Origin of the sequence: Achromobacter aegrifaciens, assembly GCF_902859965.1 — a bacterium.
In the GTDB taxonomy this organism is placed as follows: domain Bacteria; phylum Pseudomonadota; class Gammaproteobacteria; order Burkholderiales; family Burkholderiaceae_B; genus Achromobacter; species Achromobacter aegrifaciens.
In genome coordinates, this window is the sequence record NZ_CADIKO010000004.1 from 88,585 (window position 1) to 102,932 (window position 14,348).

Annotated in this window: 16 protein-coding genes; 9 read left to right on the forward strand and 7 right to left on the reverse strand. The window is 67.4% G+C overall.

Translation table 11 applies throughout. The features are described 5' to 3' along the window. Positions 1–106 precede the first annotated feature (106 nt). Positions 107–1,117, forward strand: a complete 1,011-nt coding sequence (locus tag HV793_RS24970; protein ID WP_119449964.1) for a Bug family tripartite tricarboxylate transporter substrate binding protein — start codon at positions 107–109, stop codon at positions 1,115–1,117. A 28-nt stretch (positions 1,118–1,145) separates the two neighbouring features. After that, the gene (locus tag HV793_RS24975) at positions 1,146–2,861 is read left to right on the forward strand and encodes an N-acyl-D-amino-acid deacylase family protein (RefSeq protein WP_175214099.1); all 1,716 of its coding nucleotides are present in this window, start codon (positions 1,146–1,148) and stop codon (positions 2,859–2,861) included. A 34-nt stretch (positions 2,862–2,895) separates the two neighbouring features. Here HV793_RS24975 and HV793_RS24980 read toward each other — a convergent pair whose 3' ends face one another. After that, positions 2,896–3,816 carry a LysR family transcriptional regulator gene (locus HV793_RS24980; RefSeq protein WP_175214100.1) on the reverse strand — a complete coding sequence of 307 codons (921 nt, stop codon included), beginning with the start codon at positions 3,814–3,816 and terminating at the stop codon, positions 2,896–2,898. A gap of 140 nt (positions 3,817–3,956) precedes the next feature. Between HV793_RS24980 and HV793_RS24985 the strand changes: the two genes are divergently transcribed. Beyond that, positions 3,957–4,361 carry a RidA family protein gene (locus HV793_RS24985; protein WP_054452797.1) on the forward strand — a complete coding sequence of 135 codons (405 nt, stop codon included), beginning with the start codon at positions 3,957–3,959 and terminating at the stop codon, positions 4,359–4,361. Positions 4,362–4,376: 15 nt separating this feature from the next. On the opposite strand, the gene HV793_RS24990 is transcribed toward HV793_RS24985, so the two are convergent. Beyond that, positions 4,377–5,024 carry an IclR family transcriptional regulator gene (locus HV793_RS24990; RefSeq protein ID WP_225589268.1) on the reverse strand — a complete coding sequence of 216 codons (648 nt, stop codon included), beginning with the start codon at positions 5,022–5,024 and terminating at the stop codon, positions 4,377–4,379. A 94-nt stretch (positions 5,025–5,118) separates the two neighbouring features. On the opposite strand from HV793_RS24990, the gene HV793_RS24995 reads away from it, so the two are divergent. Together HV793_RS24995 and HV793_RS25000 are read left to right on the forward strand one after the other, a co-directional pair. Continuing rightward, entirely contained in the window at positions 5,119–6,087 is a 969-nt protein-coding gene (locus HV793_RS24995; protein ID WP_119449967.1) for a Bug family tripartite tricarboxylate transporter substrate binding protein, read from the forward strand. A gap of 14 nt (positions 6,088–6,101) precedes the next feature. After that, positions 6,102–6,977, forward strand: a complete 876-nt coding sequence (locus HV793_RS25000) for a TauD/TfdA dioxygenase family protein (protein WP_054452803.1) — start codon at positions 6,102–6,104, stop codon at positions 6,975–6,977. Between the two features lie 27 nt (positions 6,978–7,004). Here the strand turns inward: HV793_RS25000 and HV793_RS25005 are convergent, their stop codons facing one another. Further along, positions 7,005–7,484 (reverse strand): thioesterase family protein, encoded by a 480-nt coding sequence (locus tag HV793_RS25005; RefSeq protein ID WP_119449968.1) that lies wholly within the window; start codon positions 7,482–7,484, stop codon positions 7,005–7,007. Between the two features lie 360 nt (positions 7,485–7,844). Between HV793_RS25005 and HV793_RS25010 the strand changes: the two genes are divergently transcribed. After that, positions 7,845–8,399: a hypothetical protein gene (locus HV793_RS25010; protein WP_175214101.1), complete on the forward strand. Its 555-nt coding sequence runs from the start codon at positions 7,845–7,847 to the stop codon at positions 8,397–8,399. A 64-nt stretch (positions 8,400–8,463) separates the two neighbouring features. Here HV793_RS25010 and HV793_RS25015 read toward each other — a convergent pair whose 3' ends face one another. Then, positions 8,464–9,444, reverse strand: coding sequence for a GlxA family transcriptional regulator (locus HV793_RS25015; RefSeq protein ID WP_054452809.1), 981 nt, complete (start codon positions 9,442–9,444; stop codon positions 8,464–8,466). A 170-nt stretch (positions 9,445–9,614) separates the two neighbouring features. Here HV793_RS25015 and HV793_RS25020 point away from each other — a divergent pair, with 170 nt between their 5' ends. Both HV793_RS25020 and HV793_RS25025 read left to right on the forward strand, forming a co-directional pair. Beyond that, positions 9,615–9,971, forward strand: a complete 357-nt coding sequence (locus tag HV793_RS25020) for a DUF1428 domain-containing protein (RefSeq protein ID WP_175214102.1) — start codon at positions 9,615–9,617, stop codon at positions 9,969–9,971. Between the two features lie 51 nt (positions 9,972–10,022). Further along, a complete protein-coding gene (locus HV793_RS25025) occupies positions 10,023–10,526 on the forward strand; it encodes a VOC family protein (RefSeq protein ID WP_125470560.1) in 504 nt (167 codons plus the stop codon). Here the strand turns inward: HV793_RS25025 and HV793_RS25030 are convergent. Together HV793_RS25030 and HV793_RS25035 are read right to left on the reverse strand one after the other, a co-directional pair. Then, on the reverse strand, positions 10,523–11,044 hold the full coding sequence (locus HV793_RS25030) for a DUF1993 domain-containing protein (protein ID WP_119449970.1): 522 nt from the start codon (positions 11,042–11,044) through the stop codon (positions 10,523–10,525). The genes HV793_RS25025 and HV793_RS25030 overlap by 4 nt on opposite strands. A 113-nt stretch (positions 11,045–11,157) precedes the next feature. Continuing rightward, positions 11,158–12,240 carry an extracellular catalytic domain type 1 short-chain-length polyhydroxyalkanoate depolymerase gene (locus tag HV793_RS25035; protein WP_054452817.1) on the reverse strand — a complete coding sequence of 361 codons (1,083 nt, stop codon included), beginning with the start codon at positions 12,238–12,240 and terminating at the stop codon, positions 11,158–11,160. Positions 12,241–12,449: 209 nt separating this feature from the next. Between HV793_RS25035 and trhA the strand changes: the two genes are divergently transcribed. After that, positions 12,450–13,094: a PAQR family membrane homeostasis protein TrhA gene (gene trhA, locus HV793_RS25040; RefSeq protein ID WP_119449971.1), complete on the forward strand. Its 645-nt coding sequence runs from the start codon at positions 12,450–12,452 to the stop codon at positions 13,092–13,094. Positions 13,095–13,112: 18 nt separating this feature from the next. On the opposite strand, the gene HV793_RS25045 is transcribed toward trhA, so the two are convergent. Next, on the reverse strand, positions 13,113–14,300 hold the full coding sequence (locus HV793_RS25045; RefSeq protein WP_175214103.1) for an FAD-dependent oxidoreductase: 1,188 nt from the start codon (positions 14,298–14,300) through the stop codon (positions 13,113–13,115). Positions 14,301–14,348 lie beyond the last annotated feature (48 nt).

Sequence of the window (14,348 nt, forward strand, 5' to 3'; positions counted from 1 at the left end):
AGACTACAAAAGACTTGCAGCGACGGAAGATTGCAGCGCCGGCGCCCTGTGGTGAACCTCATTCCAGAGCAATGCCAGACATTGCCTACCCCCAGGAGGAGACAAGATGAACCGCAAGTCGTTCTTGAAGCTGTTGGGTAGCGGCGGGGCTGCCATGCTGGGCGCCCTGGCCTGTCTTTCGGCGGCCGCCGCCCCCGTCACCCAGGCGCCGCCCTGGCCTGGCGGCGGCAAGCCCATCCGCCTGGTAGTGCCGTTTCCGGCCGGGTCCGGGTCCGACGCGCTGGCGCGCATGCTGGCGATGAAGGTCACGCAACGCACCGGGGCGCCGGTCATCGTCGACAACAAGCCCGGCGCGGGCACGATGATAGGCGCGCAGGAAGTGGCCCGCGCCAACCCCGATGGCTACACCCTGCTCTACACCATCGTCGTCACGCACACGCAGAATCCGCATCTGTACAAGAAGCTGCCCTACGACCCTGTCAAGGACTTCACCCCGGTCATCCAGGTGGTGCGTTCTGCCACCGTGCTGGTCGCCAACAAGGACGCGCCCTTTTCGACCACGGCGCAGATGATCGACTACGCGCGGGCCAATCCTGGCAAGCTGAACTTCGCTTCCTACAGCCCGGGGTCCACCTCGCATCTGAACGGCGAAATACTCAAGCAGCAGACCGGCATCGACATCGTGCACGTCCCCTACAAGGGCACGGCCGACGCCAGCCGCGCGCTGCTGGCGGGCGAGGTCCAGGTCTACTTCGACGGCACGGCCACCGCCGTGGAAAACGCGCGCGCCGGCAAGGTCAAGCTGCTGGGCCCGGCCACCGACCGCCGCCTGAGCGTGCTGCCGGACCTGCCCACCCTGAAGGAGCAAGGCATACCCGGGCTGGACATCGTCGGCTGGCAAGGCATCTTCGGCCCCGGCGACATGCCGCCCGCGCTGGCCGAGCGCGTGGCCCAGGTGTTCCGCGAGGCGCTGGACTCGCCCGACGTAACCCAGAGCATCGTGTCCCAGGGCAATGAAGTCAGCGGCGCGGGTCCCAAGGAGTTCGCGCAGATCGTCCAGCAGGACAGCGAACGCTGGGGCGCGGTGATCAAGCGCATCGGCCTGGTCCTCCAGTAACCGCGGCACGTATCGAAAGGAGAGCGCAATGCATGATCTGGTCATACGCGGCGGCACCATCGTCGATGGATCGGGACGGCCCCGCTACCAGGCGGACCTGGCGATCGAGGACGGACGCGTGGTCCAGGCCGAAGGCCGGGCCGGCGCGGCGCGCCGCGAGATCCGCGCCGACGGCTGCCTGGTGGCCCCGGGCTGGGTGGACATCCACACCCACTACGACGGCCAGGCCACCTGGGACCCGTATCTCAGCCCTTCCACCTGGCACGGCGTCACCACGGCCATCATGGGCAACTGCGGCGTGGGCTTCGCCCCCGTCAAACCCGAACGGCGCGAATGGCTGATCAAGGTCATGGAGGGCGTCGAGGACATACCCGGCTCGGTGCTTTCCGAAGGCATCCAGTGGGATTGGGAGACCTTTCCCGAATACCTGGACGCGCTGGACCGCCGCCCCAAGGCCCTGGACGTGGGCGCACAGATCCCGCACAGCGCGGTGCGCGCCTACGTGATGGGCGAACGCGCCATCCACCACGACGAGGCCTCGCCCAGCGACCTGATCGCCATGCGCGAAGTGGTGCGCGAAGCGCTGACCGCCGGCGCGGTGGGCTTCTCCACCTCGCGCACCTTCCTGCACAAGTACGACGAACGCAAGTATCCGCCCGGCACCTTCGCCACCGGCGAGGAGATCACCGCCCTGGGCTCGGTCATGGGCGAAGTCGGGCATGGCGTGTTCCAGATGACCGCCAACCATCCCGCCATGGAAGGCGAAATGCCGTGGCTGGAGCAGCTGGCGCGCCACAACCGCCTGCCCGTGCTGTTCAACCTGCAGCAGACCGACGCCGCGCCCGACGTCTGGAAGCAGATCGCCGGCAGCCTGGACCGCGCGCACCGCGCAGGCGTGCCGCTGCTGGCAGGCATCAGCGGACGTCCGCTGGGCATCCTGTTTTCGTGGCAGAGCACGCTGCACCCGTTCATCGCGCATCCCAGCTATCAGGCGCTGCATGCCCTGCCGCTGGCGGAAAAGCTGGCCCGCCTGCGCGACCCCGCCACGCGCAGCCGCATCATGAACGAACAGCGCGGCCTTCTGGACCGCCGCGCTGAAACGCTGTTCAGCAGCTTCCACAAGATCTTCCGCCTGGGCAGCGATCCCGACTACGAACCGCTGCCCGGGGAAAGCGTGGCCGCAATGGCGCAACGCAGCGGCCGCGCGCCGCTGGAGATCGTCTATGACCTGATGCTGGAAAACGAGGGCCAGGCGATCCTCTACTACCCGTCCTTCAACTATTCGTACGAGAACCTGGACCACCTGCACCAGCTGATGCAGCAGCCCTACACGGTCAACAGCCTGTCCGACGGCGGCGCGCATTGCGGCTACATCTGCGACGTGAGCATGCCCACCTTCATGCTCAGCCACTGGACCCGCGACCGCCGCCGCGGCCCGCTGCTGGAACTGGAGCATGTGGTCAAGCGCCAGACGCGCGACACCGCCAGCGTGTACGGGCTGCTGGATCGCGGCCTGCTGCAGCCCGGCTACAAGGCCGACGTCAACATCATCGATCCCGATGCGGTGCGCGTGCACTGCCCGGAGATGGTGTTCGACCTGCCGGGCGGCGGCCGCCGTTTGATCCAGCGCGCCGACGGCTACGTGGCCACGCTGGTCAATGGCCTGCCGATCTTCGAAGGCGGCGCGGCCACCGGCGAACTGCCGGGCAAGCTGCTGCGCGGAGCGCGCAGCCAGCAGGCTTGAAAGACGCGAAGCCGGCCCGCGCCGCGCGCCAGTCTCAGGCGCGCGGTCGGTCCGGCGTGTACTGCCCCAACAGCCCGGCGACCCAATCGATGAACACGCGCAGCTTGGCGCTCACGTGCCGGTTGGGCGGAAACGCCACGTACATCGGCATGGAATCCAGGCGCCAGTCCTGGAACAGCGGCACCAGCTCGCCGCTGTCGACGTGGGCGCGTGACATGTAGTCCGGCAACCACAGCACGCCCAGCCCGGCCAGGCCGGCCGCCAGATAGGCGTTGCCGTCGTCGACCGCCAGCACATAGCGCCCGTGCACCTTGAGGCTTTCGCCGCCGCGGCGCATGGCGTAGGGCAAAGCCTTGCCGTTGCGCGCCCACAGAAAGCCCACGATACGGTGATGCGTGTCCTCCAGCTCGCGCGGATGCGCCGGCGTGCCTGCGCGCTTCAGGTACTCCGGCGCCGCGTACACGCCAAGCAGCAAGTCGCCCACGCGCCGTGCCATCAGCGACTGGTCGGTGAGTTCGCCGCCGCGCACCACGCAGTCGACGTTCTCGCCGATCAGATCGACGATCCGGTCGCTCACGCCCATGTCCAGCTGGATGTCGGGATATTGCGCATGGAACGCCGGCAAGGCCGGCACCAGGATCATGCGCGCCAGCGGGCTGGGCACGTCCACGCGCAAACGCCCCCGCGGCACCGCCGACGCCCCGGACAGGCTGGTCTCGGCATCGTCCATGTCGGCCAGCAGCCTCAGCACGCGCTCATAGTAGGCGGCGCCGTCGGCGGTCACGTTGACCTTGCGGGTGGTGCGGTTCAGCAGCTTGACGCGCAAGCGCGCCTCCAACTGCTGCACCAGTTGCGTCACGCTGGTCTTGCTCATGTGCAAGGTCTCGGCCGCCTTGGTGAAGCTGCCGGATTCCACCACGCGGGCGAAGGCCTGCATCGCGTCGAAACGGTCCATCTCTGCTCCCGCTCTTCCTGATTATTTGGATTCTACAAACAGTGATGGACGGACTTGCCCGTTTATCGCGGCAACGGGGGCACCTAAAGTGCCTACATCGTCAATCCCGGGCCGGATGCGGCCCATAGATGGAGATAGCCATGACCCAACGCGACGTTGTTTTTCCCCCGGGGCGTCACGCCTTGTATGAGCGCGACCGCTATTCACCCGCAATTCGTTCCAATGGATTCCTGTTCGTCTCGGGACAGGTGGGCAGCCGCGAGGACGGCACGCCCGAGCCCGACCTGCAGGAGCATGTGCGGCTTGCGTTCCGCAATCTGCAAGCCATCCTGGCGGCGGCCGGCAGCAGCTTCGACGACGTGGTCGACGTGACGGTGTTCATGGTCGACCCGGCATCCCGGTTCGAGACGATCTGGCAGGTGGTGCCGGAATTCTGGGGCGTGGCGCCGTACCCGGCCCTGACCGCGGTGGGCGTGACCTGGCTCAATGGTTTCGACTTCGAGATCAAGGTGATCGCGAAACTGCCGCAGACGGCCCAGGACTGATCCGGGCCGTCGCGCTCACACCACGCCGACCCGGATCACACCAGCGATGGTCTGCGCCGCCTGTTGCAAGGCGGGCACCATGTCCGCTTCCAGCCGGTTCCCTGCCACTTCCGGGGCGGCCACCGAAATCCCCACCGACAACAGGCGCGAGCCGGCCTGCGGCACGGGCACGGCCACCGACACCTGGTTGCTGTCCGGGTAGTCGAACCGGGTCCACTCCCCCGGCCCCAGGCGCAAGCCGCCGGCCAACGCGCTCGCCGGCGGCAGCACGCTGCCCACGCGCAGGTTCATCACCACCAGGCGGCGGCGCTCGGCCGGCGCCATGGCGCGGCCGATGATGATCACGCCTTCGGGGTTGGCCTCGCCCAGGTTGGACGTGCCTGAATAGGCGTCGGCCAGGTTCTGCAGGATCTCCTGCACGGCGTCCGTCACTCCCAGGCTCTCCATGGCCGCGAACCCCAGCTCGAAAACCAGCGGCGTAAGCCGCCAGCGGCTGTCTTCGCGCGCCGCGTAGCCCTCTTCTTCCAGCGTCTGCAGAAACCGCAGCACGGTCGCGTGCGGCAGGTCGACCGCGCGCGCAAGTTCGGCCAGCGTGGGTCGGCCGTTGCCGCGGAAGGCCCGCATGATGGATAGACACCGCTGAATCGATCTATTATTCTTCAATCGTTCACCTGATAAACGTATTGATCACTAGGTGAACAATACACATAAACGATGCTCCCGGCAAGACCGGCGAGCCCGGGAAGGAGACATAGCTATGAAACGCATCGCACTCGCCTTGGCGGCGGGTCTCGTGTTCTGTACGGGATCCGCCGCAGCGCAAGCAAGCTGGCCCGCGCAGCCGGTCAAATGGATCGTGCCCTACCCGCCGGGCGGATCGACCGACATGCTGGCCCGCTTGGTCAGCCACAAGCTCGGCGAACGGTTGGGCCAGCCAGTCATCGTCGAGAACAAGGCCGGGGCCGGCGGCAACATAGGCACCGATTTCGCGGTCAAGCAGCCGGCCGACGGCTACACCATCGTGATGGGCAATATCGGCCCCATTTCCATCAACCCCGCCCTCTACCCGGACCTGCCCTACAAGCCGCAGCGGGACCTGGCGCCCGTCACGATGCTGATGAGCGTGCCCAACCTGCTGGTGGTCAATCCCGCGTTGCCGGTGCGTTCGGTGCAGGAACTGATCGCCTACGCGAAGAAATCGAAAGCGCCGCTGGACTACGCCACCCCCGGCGCGGGCACCTCGCTGCACCTGGCGGGCGAATTGTTCGCCGCGTCGGCGGGCGTGCGCCTGACCCACGTGCCCTACCGCGGCAGCGCGCCGGGCCTGAACGACACCGTGGCGGGCCACGTGCCGATGATGTTCGACAACATGCCCTCGGCGCTGCAACTGGTGAAGGCCGGCAAGCTGCGCGCGCTGGCGATCACCAGCACGGCGCGCTCGCCGCAGCTGCCCGACGTGCCGACGATGGCCGAGGCAGGCCTGCCGGGCTACGAGATCGCCGGATGGTTCGGCGTGCTGGCGCCTGCCGCCACGCCCAAGCCCATCATCGAACGCCTGAACAAGGAACTGCTGGCCGTGCTGGCCATGCCCGACGTGCGCGAACAGATAGGCGCCATGGGCGGCATCATTTCGGCCGAAGGGCCGGCGGACTTCGGCCGCTACATCGCGGCGGAAACCGACAAGTGGGGCGCGCTGGTGAGCAAGGCGCAGATCAAGCTTCAATAGGCAAGGAGACAAGCATGACCACGTATCGCCATCTGGAAACCCAACCGATAGCCGGCGCGCTGGGCGCCGAGATCCGCGGCATCGACCTGTCGCGGCCGCTATCGGACGATCAGTTCGACGAAGTGCGCAACGCACTGCACGAGCACCTGGTGGTGTTCTTCCGCGACCAGCAGTTGACGCCGCAGCAGCACATCGATTTCAGCTCGCGCTTCGGCGAGCTGCTGGAAGTGCCCTTCGTGCGGGCGCTGGAAGGACACCCGACCATCCTGCCCGTGATGAAAGGCCGCGCGGAAACCACCCGGCGCCTGTTCGGCGGCCTGTGGCACACGGACATGAGCTATGCCGAAGAGCCGCCGCTGGGCTCGGCGCTATACGGCCGCGTCATTCCGCCCTACGGCGGCGACACCATGTGGGCGAACATGTACCGCGCCTACGACGCGCTGTCGGACCGGCTGAAGCAGATACTGGACGGGCTGGGCGCTGTGCACAGCGCGGTGCGCTCCTATGGCGCGGGTGGCGCGGTGGTGAACAACGGCGACCCGGCCCACAAGATGGACGTGCGCACCGACGACCGCGCCGCCAGCGAAGTGGTCCACCCCGTGGTGCGCGTGCACCCGGCCACCGGCAAAAAGGCGCTGTATGTGAACAGCACCTATACATTGCGCTTTGACGGCATGACCCAGGAAGAAAGCGAACCCCTGCTGCAGTTCCTGTACCGCCACGCGGCGCGGCCGGAGTTCACCTGCCGCTTCCGCTGGGCGCCGGGCTCGCTGGCGCTTTGGGACAACCGCTGCACCCAGCACCTGGCCATGAACGACTATGACGGCTTCGACCGCGAGATGCACCGCACCACGATCTCGGGCGACCGGCCGATCGCGGTCGCGCGCTGAACGGTCGGGCCGGTAAGGCGGGATGACTCAACGCGGCGGCTTCAGCGGCAAGAGCCGCCGGTAGCCCGCCGGCAGCGGCTGGGCGGCGTGCTCCGTGACGGTGCGCGCCAGCCGCTGCGCCAACTCCGGCGGAAACGGCTTGGCGCGCCGCGTTTCCAGATCCACATGCAGCGACAGCTGCTCCATGGTGGCCGCGACGTAACCGTCGCGGGTCTGCATCAGCTCCATCAGGCACAGCAGGCGCTTGTCGTCCGCTTCCAGCAGCCGGATGCGCAACGCGAGCGGATCGCCCGCCAGCACTTCACGCAGATAAGCCACGTGCACGTTCATCGTGTAGATGCCGCAGCGCGTGGCCTCGGTGTAGTCCAGCCCCACCCCGACCTCGCGCAGCAACTGGAAGCCGACGCGGTCGAAGATGCCCACGTAATGGGCGGCATTCATGTGGCCGTACTCGTCGATCCAGGCGGGATCCACGCTCAGGGTCGTGGACGGAAGGGCTGATGTCATGGTTTCCTCGGCGGCGGGGTTGTAATCAGCCCATGACCTTAGCCGACGTCCGCTGGCGGATCAACGTCTGCGTCGTCGCGGCGGAAGGTCCGCCGAAGGTGGTCCGTCCTGCGTGCCGCGCGTCAGCCGGCCATCGCCCGTCGAACTACTTCTTTGCGCCAGCCGGCGCCGGCCAGACGGCCGATGCATCGCTGCGCCACCGGAACAATAGTCCATACGTACACGGTCACCTTGCCGATAGGCGAACGGCGTCATATCCCGCACCCTGGCGGACAGGCGTAAATAGACAAGTTCGCGTCTTGATTCTCAAGGCGACGCTGACAACGCGCGGGGGCGCGCGCTCGAGGTCGGGGAACCAAGATGAATATCCTGTTGGCGTTCGCGCCGTTCATCGTGTTTGTCATCATTGAAAGAACCGTCGGTGTGCTGGAAGGGCTTGCTGCCGGCACCTTCGTATCCGCCGGGCTGGTGCTTCGCGACTGGCTCAGCCCCGAACGGCGCATCAAGATCCTGGAAACCGGCACGCTGCTGCTGTTCACAGGACTGACCCTGTATGCCCCGATGGCGGACGGGGATTCCTGGACGATCGCCCAGGCGCGCCTGCGGGTCGACGCCGGAATACTGGCCCTGGTGTTGCTGACCCTGGCGCTGCGCCGGCCGTTCACACTGGAATATGCGCGGGAAAAAGAGCCGGAATACGTCTGGAAGAACCGCCGCTATGCCCGCATGAACTATGCCGTGGCCACGGCCTGGGCGCTGGCGTTTGCGAGCATGGTGGCGGCCGACGCGCTGCTGCTGTATAAGCCCCAATTGCCGCAGGCGGTCGCCATCGCAGTGACGGTGGCGGCGCTGGCCGGCGCAATGAAATTCACCGCTTGGTATCCGGACAGGGTGTCGGCGACTACGCTAAGGTAGCGCGCCCGAACCCGCGGATGTCGCGGCGCGCGATACGCGGTCGCACCGCATTGCGCTAGAGCCGCTACTGGAAGTGGTAGCGCTCGCGATAGCCCACCGGCGACATGCCGCAGTACTTGTTGAAAATATCGCGGAAGGCCTTGGTGTCGTTGTAGCCGACTTCGTACATGACTTCGGCCACGCTCTTGCGCGAGGTCTCCAGGCGCTTCTTGGCCGCTTCCACCCGCACCCGCTGCACGTACTCGACGATGCTGTTGCCGGTTGCCTGGCGAAAGCGGCGCTCCAGCGTCCGGCGTCCCATGGCGTGGCGGTCCGCCAGTTCCTCGACGGTGATTTTTTCCGTGTAGCGGCCTTCGATGTAATCCTGCACCGCGCGCACGACCTCGTCGGCGTGGGCCTTCTGCCCCACGAACACCGCGAATGGCAACTGGCTCTGGCGGCTCCAGTCCAGCTGGAAGTACTTGGCGCACCAGATGGCAGTGTCGCGGTCGGTGTATTTTTCGATCAGATGCAGCACCAGGTGCGCGGCTGAGAACGCGCCGCCGCTGGTGTAGATGCCGTTGTCCGCCATGACGACGCGGTCGCTGACCCATTGCACGTTGGGAAACAGGCTGGCGTAGAGGTTCTGCGCCACCCAGTGGACCACCGCCTGCTGGCCGTCCAGGACGCCGCCCGCCGCCAGCAACGCGGCGCCCATGCACAGGCTGGCGACTTCGCCGCCATCACGGTGATGGCGAGACAGCCATTCGATCAGTTCGCGGTTGGACAACACCGCGTCGGACACCGAGCCCAGCAGCGGCGGCGCGATGCAGATGTCGATGTCGTGGGCATCGGCCAGGACCATGTCGGCCTGCACCGTGATGCGGCCTTGGTCCAGGCGGACTTCGCGGTTCACGGCCAGGGTGCGCACCGTGAACCGGGGTTCGCGCCCGTGCGCAGCCAGGTATTCGTTGGCGACCAGGAAGCCATGCCTGGCGGTTTCCAGCGAGGCGATGTTCGCCCCCAGGGGCAGTAGGAAGGCGACGTTTTTCATCCTGCAAAGCATACGCCTGCCAGCTGTCGCAATCCACCCTCAAGATTGTCGCAATCGCCTATCTGAGATCGCCGCCGATCCCGATACAGTGACACTTGCCGGAATGAGATCCGGGCAGCGCCAGGGGCGGCTTGCGGGGCGTCCTGGCGCGGAACAGAACAACGTGGATCAAGGAGTTACTGATGGAAAAGTATGTAGACGGCTTCCTGCTGCCCGTGCCCAAGGCCAACCTCGAAACCTACCGGAAGATGGCGCAGCAGGCGCAGACAGTGTGGCTGGAGCACGGCGCCCTCGACTACCGGGAATGCGTGGCCGAAGAGATCGACAAGGAAGGTTTCGCCGCATTCAGCGCCGCTGCCGGCGCGCGCGAGGACGAGACGGTGGTGTTCGCCTGGATCACCTACGCCAACAAGGCGGAGCGCGACCGGATCAACGCCAAGGTCATGTCGGACCCGCGCCTGGCCGAGCACTGCTGCGAAGGCGTGTTCGATTTCAAGCGCATGTGCTGGGGCGGCTTCGCCACACTGGTAGGCAACTGAGGCGGCAGGATCTTTCCCGCCCCTTCAAACGCAACAATCTGGAGATACCTCATGGCTAACCCTGCAAGCAAACCCATACCCGAAGGCATGCATACGCTCACCCCGCACATCGTGTGCGAAGGCGCGGCGCAGGCCATCGACTTCTACAAGAAAGCCTTCAACGCCGAGGAGCTGGCCCGGCTGCCCGGCCCCAACGGCAAGATCATGCATGCCGCCATACGCATCGGCGATTCCGTCATGATGCTGATGGACGACTTCCCCGAATGGGGCAGCCTGGGCCCGAAGGCGCTCAAAGGCACGCCCGTCACCCTGCACCTGTACGTGGCCGACGTGGACGCGGCGATGAAACAGGCGGTGGCGGCCGGCGCCCAGGTGACCATGCCCGTGGCGGACATGTTCTGGGGCGACCGCTACGGCCAGGTGGTGGACCCTTGCGGACACCGCTGGTCCATCGCCACGCACAAGTTCGACCTGACGCCGCAAGAAGTGCAGGAGAACATGGCGAAGATGGGGCCGATGGAAGGCTGCGGCGACGCGACCAAGAAACAGAGTTAAGCGGCCGGCTGCGGATACGGCCCCAGGAAATCCAGCTTGCCGATCTTCACGCCCGCGTGGCGCAGGATGGCGTAGGCCGTCGTGACATGGAAGTAGAAGTTCGGCAGCGCGAACGTCAGCAGGTAGTCGTCGCCGCGGAACTCCTGCTTGAAGTCGCCGAACGCCAGCGAAACCTTGCGGCCTTCGGCGCCATCCAGCCGGTCCGCCGGCACGTCCTGCAGATACGCGAGCGTGGCGGCGATGCGCTGCTGCAATTGCTCGAACGTGGTTTCCTCATCCGGAAACTTGGGCGCTTCCACCCGCGACAGGCGCTGCACCGCGAATTTGGACGCGTCGCTGGCGCGCTGGATCTGGCCGCTCAACGGATACATGTCCGGCGCCAGCCGGGCATTGATCAGTTCGGCCGGATCCATGCCGGCGGCGGCCGCGTGGTCGGCGGCCTTTTGCAGTAGCGCGGCCAGCACCTTCAGGCCGCGGACGAAGGCAGGCACGCTGGCCTGATACATGGATAGTGACATGTCGGAGCTCCCTACAGGGACGAGGCGGTAGGCGCGGAATACGCCGGGAACACGCTGATCTTACTGCCGAGGCGGTTACGGAACCGCCACCTGCTGCGCGAGCTGCCCCAGGCCTATTCCGCCTGCCCGCGCGCCACGCGACGGTGCGTCTGGAAGAAGCGCCAGATCAGCGCCGAGGCATCCGGCCCGCTGCGCGCGTGATAGCGCACCGAGGCGTCGCCGCCGCTCCAGGCGTGCTCCACGAGCGTGATTTCGCATAGCCGCAGCAGCGTGCGGCTGCCGCGCAGCATGTCGACGCGGCGGTAGGACTTATCCGTGCCCAACCCCAGCACGCGCTCGACCGGTACGCTTTCGGGCGGCAGATCGTTCACGGCGCGAAACTGTTCGAACAACTGCCGCGCGTTGCGCGGCGCCACCGTAGGATCCAGCTGCCCCTGCAGAATCATGGCGGGCATGCCCAGGCGGAACACCGCTGGGTCCGCGACCTTTTCCAGCAAGGGCAATAACGGCTTGAGCGCGCCGCGCCGCATGGTGCCTATGCCCCCGGTGGCGCTGTGGGCGTCCCCCGCGACCGGCCCGGAATGCATGGCCACGGCGGCAATCAGGCGCGGATGCCGCAATGCCACCAGCGCGGCCATGCCGGCCCCGGCCGAAAGCCCCGCGATGTAGACGCGTTCGGGGTCCAGCGCATGCCTGGCGCACTCCGCGCGGATCAGGGCGGCAATCAGGTCGGCTTCCGCCCCGCCGTGCGCGTCGTCGGGCTGGAACCAGCGCCAGCAACGCTGCACCTGACGGGTCATGGATTGCTGCGGATACAGCACCATGAAGCCGCCCGCGTCGGCCCATTGATTCATGCGCGAACCGCGGGCGAACGACAGCGCCGTCTGCCTGCAGCCGTGCAGCATCACCACCAGCGGCATGCCGGCGCGCGGCGCCGCGGCGGGCGTGTAGCGCGCGAAGGTAAGACGGCGGCCCTGGGCGTCGGAGAATTGCCGGGAGGCTTCCCAGCGGCCCGTCCCCAGCGAAGGCGCGGCGGCGCTGCGGGAAGCTGAGGCCGCAGCGGGCTTGGCGGCCCGGCGCTTGGGCGCGCTGCGCTTCTTGGCGGCCTTGGGCGTGGCCATGCGCATGGCGGCGCGCTGCAGCTTGCCGATTTTCTTCGCGGCCTTGAAAAACAAGTTGGTGAAACTGCGCGCCATTGCTGGGCCTCGGCCAGTAAACCTGCGTTTGCTTGCGCGCTGAATGTATCACAGAGTAACTTCCAGGCAGCGCTTTCGGGACGCCGACACGCAGGCCGATTTGCAGTAGATCAAACGGATACCGCCTCGACCGCGGCCAACCGGCACGCCGCCTTGAGCCGCCGCCCCAAAGCGCCTAAGGTGTAGGCTAAACCAACCTAGACGCATTCATGTTTCCCAACGACAGACCCCAGACCCTGGGCGAGGAAATCGCCAACGCCATCAGCCACGGCGTCGGCGCCGCGGGCGCCGTGGCCTCTGCCCCCATCCTGATCCTGGCCGCCGTGCGCCAGGGCGATGCCGCCTTCATCGCGGGCGCCGCGGTCTTCGCCGCGACGATGTGCCTGCTGTACCTGGCGTCCACCATCTATCACGCGCTGCCCAGAAGCCGTGCCAAGCAGCTCTTCAACGTGCTGGACCATTCCGCCATCTACCTGCTGATCGCGGGCACCTACACGCCCTTCGCCCTGGGCGCCCTGCGCGGCCCCTGGGGCTGGACCCTGTTCGGCCTGGTCTGGGGCATGGCCCTGCTGGGAGTCGGGCTGAAAGCCAGCAAGCGGCTCAACCGCCCGGCCATCTCCACGGGCCTGTATCTGGCGATGGGCTGGCTGGTGATCATCGCAGTCAATCCGCTGATCGAGCGCGTCCCCACGGGCGGCCTGTGGTGGCTGGTGGCGGGGGGACTGGCCTACACCGGCGGCGTGGCCTTCTTCGTGCTCGACAACCGTTGGCGCTACAGCCATTTCATCTGGCATCTGTTCGTGCTCGCCGGCACCGTGTGCCACTTCTTCGCCGTGCTCTGGTACGCGGCCTGAGGGCCGCCGCGCGGCCGCTCAGCCGCGGCCCGATTCCCCCGGCTGCGGCATGGCGAGCAGGCCGCGCTTCATCAATGACTTCATCCCCGGCACGAGCAGCCCGCCGCCGAACAGCAGGTCGCGCCACAACCCCGGCCCTGAAGCCTGGAAGCACGGTGTCAGCGCCCGGCTGAGGCTCTGGTACAGGCGCGAAGGCAATAAGCGGCTGCGGGCGTAGCGCGCGGGTCCCGCGGCGGCGCCATGCTGCCCCAGGGCCCGCGCCAGCGCCATCGCATCCAGCACCGCCAGCGTCGTTCCCAATCCCAGCTGAGGACTCATCGCGTGGCCCGCATCGCCCACGGCGCAATACGGGCCCGCCGCCAATCCGCGCGGCCAGGTGTGCCGGTAGGTGGCCACCGCCAGGTCGTCGTGCCGCGAAATCTGATCGACCACGGGCGCGGCCTCCGGCCACAGGGACAGCATGCGGTCTTTCCAGGCGCCGATGGGCGCGGCGCGCCAGGCCGGCAAGGCGTCGTGCCGGATGCTCCAGAACAGCGACAGCCGCACGCCCTGCGGGCCGATCTCGGTGGGCAGCAAGCCCATCATTTCGCTGGTGCCTCGAAAGCGCTGCAACAGCTGCGTCGCGCCGTGCCATCCGGGCGTCCAGAACTGGCCCCACAACGCGCCCCAGGCATAGGCGCGCGAACTTGCCGCCAATCCGACCTGCTCGCGCAGCGCGGACGCGGCGCCGTCGGCCACCACGAACACATCGAAACTGGACTCGGCCCGGGCTGCGCCCGCGCCATGCGTCACGTGCGCCCTGCCCTCGCGGGTCGCAAGCGTCTCGACCGGACAGCCGAACGAGAACTCGGCGCCCGCGCGCCGCGCGGCCTCGAACAGCACCCCGCCCAGCGCCGCCCGCGTCACGGCCCGCGCGCCGTCGCCCACGTAATCGATGTCCACGACCCGCCAGCCGCGATGCGACAGGCCCAGCAGGCGATCGATCGGCGCGCCTACGTTCAGCGCCGCGACGTCGACGCCCAGCGATTTGAGCGCGCGCACGCCGGGCGGCTGCAGCAGCAGCCCCGCGCCCAGGGTGGTGAACCCCTGGTGCTTTTCAAAGACGCGCACCTGATGGCCAGCTTGCGCCAGCGCCAGCGCGGCGGCCAGTCCGGCGCTGCCCGCGCCGGCGATGCCGATGGATAGCGGCGTATGTGTAATGGTCATGGAATGGCGTGGCCCGGCGGCCCGAAGGGGCCGCCACGGGAGCCGGCA

Coding starts and splice junctions, on each gene's coding strand:
- HV793_RS25025 (WP_125470560.1), top strand. CDS start 10,023: ATGGCTAACCCTGCAAGCAAACCCATACCCGAAGGCATGCATACGCTC.
- HV793_RS24995 (WP_119449967.1), top strand. CDS start 5,119: ATGAAACGCATCGCACTCGCCTTGGCGGCGGGTCTCGTGTTCTGTACG.
- HV793_RS25000 (WP_054452803.1), top strand. CDS start 6,102: ATGACCACGTATCGCCATCTGGAAACCCAACCGATAGCCGGCGCGCTG.
- HV793_RS24970 (WP_119449964.1), top strand. CDS start 107: ATGAACCGCAAGTCGTTCTTGAAGCTGTTGGGTAGCGGCGGGGCTGCC.
- HV793_RS25035 (WP_054452817.1), bottom strand. CDS start 12,240: ATGGCGCGCAGTTTCACCAACTTGTTTTTCAAGGCCGCGAAGAAAATC.
- HV793_RS25030 (WP_119449970.1), bottom strand. CDS start 11,044: ATGTCACTATCCATGTATCAGGCCAGCGTGCCTGCCTTCGTCCGCGGC.
- HV793_RS25005 (WP_119449968.1), bottom strand. CDS start 7,484: ATGACATCAGCCCTTCCGTCCACGACCCTGAGCGTGGATCCCGCCTGG.
- trhA (WP_119449971.1), top strand. CDS start 12,450: ATGTTTCCCAACGACAGACCCCAGACCCTGGGCGAGGAAATCGCCAAC.
- HV793_RS25020 (WP_175214102.1), top strand. CDS start 9,615: ATGGAAAAGTATGTAGACGGCTTCCTGCTGCCCGTGCCCAAGGCCAAC.
- HV793_RS25045 (WP_175214103.1), bottom strand. CDS start 14,300: ATGACCATTACACATACGCCGCTATCCATCGGCATCGCCGGCGCGGGC.
- HV793_RS25010 (WP_175214101.1), top strand. CDS start 7,845: ATGAATATCCTGTTGGCGTTCGCGCCGTTCATCGTGTTTGTCATCATT.
- HV793_RS25015 (WP_054452809.1), bottom strand. CDS start 9,444: ATGCTTTGCAGGATGAAAAACGTCGCCTTCCTACTGCCCCTGGGGGCG.
- HV793_RS24980 (WP_175214100.1), bottom strand. CDS start 3,816: ATGGACCGTTTCGACGCGATGCAGGCCTTCGCCCGCGTGGTGGAATCC.
- HV793_RS24975 (WP_175214099.1), top strand. CDS start 1,146: ATGCATGATCTGGTCATACGCGGCGGCACCATCGTCGATGGATCGGGA.
- HV793_RS24985 (WP_054452797.1), top strand. CDS start 3,957: ATGACCCAACGCGACGTTGTTTTTCCCCCGGGGCGTCACGCCTTGTAT.